The sequence below is a fragment of the Craterilacuibacter sp. genome (assembly GCF_051659485.1).
GTDB lineage: Bacteria > Pseudomonadota > Gammaproteobacteria > Burkholderiales > Chromobacteriaceae > Craterilacuibacter.
The window spans coordinates 1-3,965 of sequence record NZ_JBOFOO010000308.1; the positions used below are offsets into that span (position 1 = coordinate 1).

The following is a 3,965-nucleotide window of genomic DNA, read 5'->3' on the forward strand; positions in this document are numbered from 1 at the left end:
ATGCTTTTCGCCGTGCAAGGTAACAGTAAAGCCAGACCGCTCAAATGGGCGCACACCTCGCCCAGCGAAGCCGCACCTAACACCACGCAGCCTTCGACCCGGGCCGCTTCGGCCGCATTTTGCTGCGGCAGAATAAAACAGTGCCCGGCTGCTCGTGCCTTAAGCGCCATCGGCAAGACACCGCGCACCGGGCGCAGCGCACCATTCAAGGCCAGTTCGCCGGCAAATTCACAGCCCTGCAGCGACGCAACAGGGATCTGGCCGGAAGCGGCAAGCAAGGCCAGCGCAATCGGCAAGTCGAAGCGGCCGGACTCTTTTGGGAGATCGGCCGGCGCCAGATTGACGGTGATACGCCGCGCAGGAAACTCAAAGCCGCCCATCAGCAAGGCCGCGCGCACCCGCTCACGGCTTTCCCTGACCTCGGTGTCCGGCAAGCCGACCAGCGTGAATGAGGGTAAACCATTAGAGAGATGCACCTCGACCACGACTTCAGGGGCATCCACACCATTCAGCGCCCGGCTGATGGCGACGGCCAGCGACATGCCTTGTTAGGACAGGCCGAGGTTTGCCTGCTCCTCGTCCGAACCGGCGGCCGGACCAGTAGCCGTTTCCAGCGCCGACAAACGGGCTTCCAGGCCGACAAGCTGCTCGCGGGTACGCGCCAGCACCTCTTGCTGCACGTCGAACTCTTCGCGCGTCACCAGATCCATTTTGGTAAACGTCGCCGCCATCATGGCTTTGATGTTTTTCTCGATGTCTCTGGCCGGGCTCGCGGCTATCGTCTCGTTGATTTTGGCACTGATTTCATCGAACAGTTTTTGGCTCAACATCACAACACTCCTTGATTTCGTCATGGTTCCAGAGATGGAGTGTAGCAAAGCCGGCCCTGTCGCGGACAGCCGGCAAAGCCGAATCGGTGCCTGAACCTGCCAGCATCAACACCTGACACCACCAGATGCACCAATACCGTGCAAATGCGCTGCCCATTATCGGGCATCACCTGCCCCACGTCGGCATTCGCCTTGCACCAAGCCACGTTAGCGCACAGCTCTCAAGCTGGCACGCTTTCTGCATATAGCAGGATGGAAGCATGAAAAATGGTACGCCAGACGCATCACGGACACACAGGAGACTCAGATGAAATTGATTACAGCCATTATCAAGCCCTTCAAACTGGATGAAGTACGCGAAGCCCTGTCGGCCATCGGCGTACAGGGCATTACCGTCACCGAGGTCAAAGGCTTTGGCCGCCAGAAAGGGCACACCGAACTCTACCGTGGCGCCGAATATGTGGTGGATTTCCTGCCCAAGGTAAAACTCGAAATCGCCATCGAAGACAACATTCTGGATCAGGTCATCGAAGCCATAGAAAACACCGCACGTACCGGCAAGATAGGCGACGGCAAGATTTTCGTGATGAATCTGGAACAAGTCGTACGCATCCGGACCGGTGAAACCGGCTCCGACGCCGTCTGATAGCGACCAGCAGCAAGGGGAGAACACAACATGAAAAAATATTGCACACTGGCGGCCCTGATGGCGAGCCATGCACTACCTGCAGTGGCGGGCAGCGCACCTGAATTGGTCGCAAGCAGCACCATCAGTGCTGGCGACACAGCCTGGATGATGACGTCGACGGCACTGGTCCTCATGATGACCATTCCCGGTCTGGCGCTGTTTTACGCCGGCATGGTCAGAAAGAAAAACGTACTGTCGACCCTGATGCAGAGTTTCGCCATCACCGCACTGATGACGGTACTTTGGGTCGTGGTCGGCTACAGCCTGGCCTTCACCCCGGGCAACAGCCTGATCGGTGGCTTTGACCGTATCTTCCTGGATGGCCTCACCTTCCTCAAGGAGGACGGCAAGCTGACGGTGCACCCGCTGGCACCGACCATTCCGGAGGCGCTGTTCATGATGTTCCAGCTGACCTTCGCCATCATCACCCCGGCGCTGATTACCGGCGCCTTCGCTGAGCGCATGAAGTTCTCGGCCATGCTGATCTTCATGACTTTGTGGTCGCTACTGGTCTACGTACCGGTCGCCCACTGGGTATGGGCACCGGGCGGCTGGATGTTCGACGACGGCGTACTGGACTTCGCCGGCGGCACGGTGGTGCATATCAATGCAGGTATCGCCGGTCTGGTGTGCTGTCTGGTTCTGGGCAAACGCGTAGGCTACGGCAAAGAAGCAATGGCACCACACAATCTGGTGCTGACCCTGATCGGTGCCTCCATGCTGTGGGTAGGCTGGTTCGGCTTTAATGCAGGCTCGGCAGTCGCCGCCGATGGCCGCGCAGCCATGGCGATGATGACCACCCAGATTGCCACCGGCGTGGCGGCACTGGCCTGGATGTTTGCCGAATGGGCACTCAAGGGCAAACCTTCGGTACTGGGCATTGCCTCCGGTGCAGTCGCAGGTCTGGTTGCCATTACCCCGGCCGCCGGCTTCGTCGATGCCAAGGGCGCGATGATTATCGGGCTGGCTTCAGGTCTCATCTGCTACTGGGGCGCCACTGGCCTCAAGCATATGATGAAGTACGATGACTCTCTGGACGCCTTCGGTGTGCATGGTATCGGCGGTATCGTAGGCGCGCTGCTGACCGGCGTACTGGCAGTCAAGGAAATCGGCGGCGTAGAAGGCAGCCTGCAAACCCAGGCCATCGGCGTGGTGGCTACGGTGGTGTACTGCGGCATCGTGACCTTTATCCTGCTCAAAGCCATCGATCTGGTCATGGGCTTGCGCGTCAGCGAAGAAGAAGAACGCGAAGGGCTGGACGTACGCCTGCACGGCGAGCGAGTGGATTAAGCGCGAAAAAGTGTTATAGCGTTGGTAAGGGACTTGGGGCGCTACGGCGCCCTTTTTTTATGGATAGAATCAGGGCGTGGTTTTAATTTCCGGCTGGAAATCAAAGCCACGCCCTGATGGGTCTTACTTGACGATACGCAGATTAGGCCGCCCTGTCGGACGTGGCGGCTCGTCTTCCGGCTCGAAAACAGCCGCATCCGAAACTTCGGGCTGCACGTTTTCGTCCTGAACCGCATGTAGCCCAGCGGCAGCAGGCTCCACCTCGAACCCCATGCCCTCGCCGGTTTCACGGGCAAAAATCGACATCACATTGCCAACCGGAATCCATAGTTCGCGCGCCAGGCCACCGAAGCGGGCAGTAAACGAAATCCAGTCATTGTCGATGTTCAGCCCCTTGCAGGCCGAAGTACTGATATTGAGCACGATCTCGTTATCCTTGACGAACTCCAGCGGCACGCTGGTGCGTTCATCCACCCACACCATCAGATGGGGCGTATAGCTATTGTCGTTGCACCATTCGTAAATGGCACGAACCATATAGGGTTTAGTGCTCGTACTCATCATTCTTCCCTTACTTGCGCATCGCCTTTTCGGCTGGCGTCAGCGAGTCGATAAAGGACTGGCGCTGAAAAATACGCTCGGCGTACTTGAGGATAGGTGCAGCGCTCTTGCCCAGATCGATATTGTAATACTCCAAGCGCCACAGCAACGGAGCGATCGCCACATCGATCATGGAGAAGTCGTCACCCAGTACGAACTTCTGCTTGCTGAAGATAGGTGCAATCATGCTCAAGCCGTCGCGGATGGCTTCACGAGCCTTGGCCGCCTCTTTAGGCGTAGCCCCCGCTTCCAGCGTTTTTACGTGGCGGAACAGCTCCTGCTCGAAGCTGAACATAAACAGACGGGCACGCGCGCGCATCACCGGATCGGCCGGCATCAGCTGCGGGTGCGGGAAGCGCTCATCGATATATTCATTGATGATGTTCGATTCATGCAGGATCAGATCACGCTCGACCAGGACCGGCACTTCGTTGTAAGGATTCATCAACGCCAGATCTTCCGGCTTATTGTGCAGATCCACATCGATAATTTCGAAATCCATGCCTTTTTCGAATAGAACGATGCGGCAGCGCTGGCTGAACGGACAGGTCGTGCCG

The 3,965-nt window shown here is 57.9% G+C and carries 6 protein-coding genes; 2 read left to right on the forward strand and 4 right to left on the reverse strand.

Going from position 1 to position 3,965, the window contains the following annotated elements; genetic code table 11:
- Both ACRC1E_RS10700 and ACRC1E_RS10705 read right to left on the reverse strand, forming a co-directional pair.
- On the reverse strand, positions 1-542 hold a 542-nt coding region (locus tag ACRC1E_RS10700; RefSeq protein WP_438515083.1), incomplete at its 3' end, for a magnesium chelatase domain-containing protein.
- 6 nt (positions 543-548) lie between these two features.
- Positions 549-830, reverse strand: coding sequence for an accessory factor UbiK family protein (locus tag ACRC1E_RS10705; protein ID WP_438515084.1), 282 nt, complete (start codon positions 828-830; stop codon positions 549-551).
- Between the two features lie 307 nt (positions 831-1,137).
- Here ACRC1E_RS10705 and glnK point away from each other — a divergent pair, with 307 nt between their 5' ends.
- Entirely contained in the window at positions 1,138-1,476 is a 339-nt protein-coding gene (glnK, locus tag ACRC1E_RS10710; RefSeq protein WP_438515085.1) for a P-II family nitrogen regulator, read from the forward strand.
- Positions 1,477-1,506: 30 nt separating this feature from the next.
- Complete coding sequence (locus ACRC1E_RS10715) at positions 1,507-2,808, forward strand: ammonium transporter (RefSeq protein ID WP_438515086.1); 1,302 nt, start codon at positions 1,507-1,509, stop codon at positions 2,806-2,808.
- 123 nt (positions 2,809-2,931) lie between these two features.
- Here the strand turns inward: ACRC1E_RS10715 and ACRC1E_RS10720 are convergent, their stop codons facing one another.
- Positions 2,932-3,369 (reverse strand): ClpXP protease specificity-enhancing factor, encoded by a 438-nt coding sequence (locus tag ACRC1E_RS10720; RefSeq protein ID WP_438515087.1) that lies wholly within the window; start codon positions 3,367-3,369, stop codon positions 2,932-2,934.
- Positions 3,370-3,379: 10 nt separating this feature from the next.
- Positions 3,380-3,965: glutathione S-transferase N-terminal domain-containing protein (locus tag ACRC1E_RS10725; RefSeq protein ID WP_438515088.1), on the reverse strand; the 586-nt coding region annotated here is incomplete at its 5' end.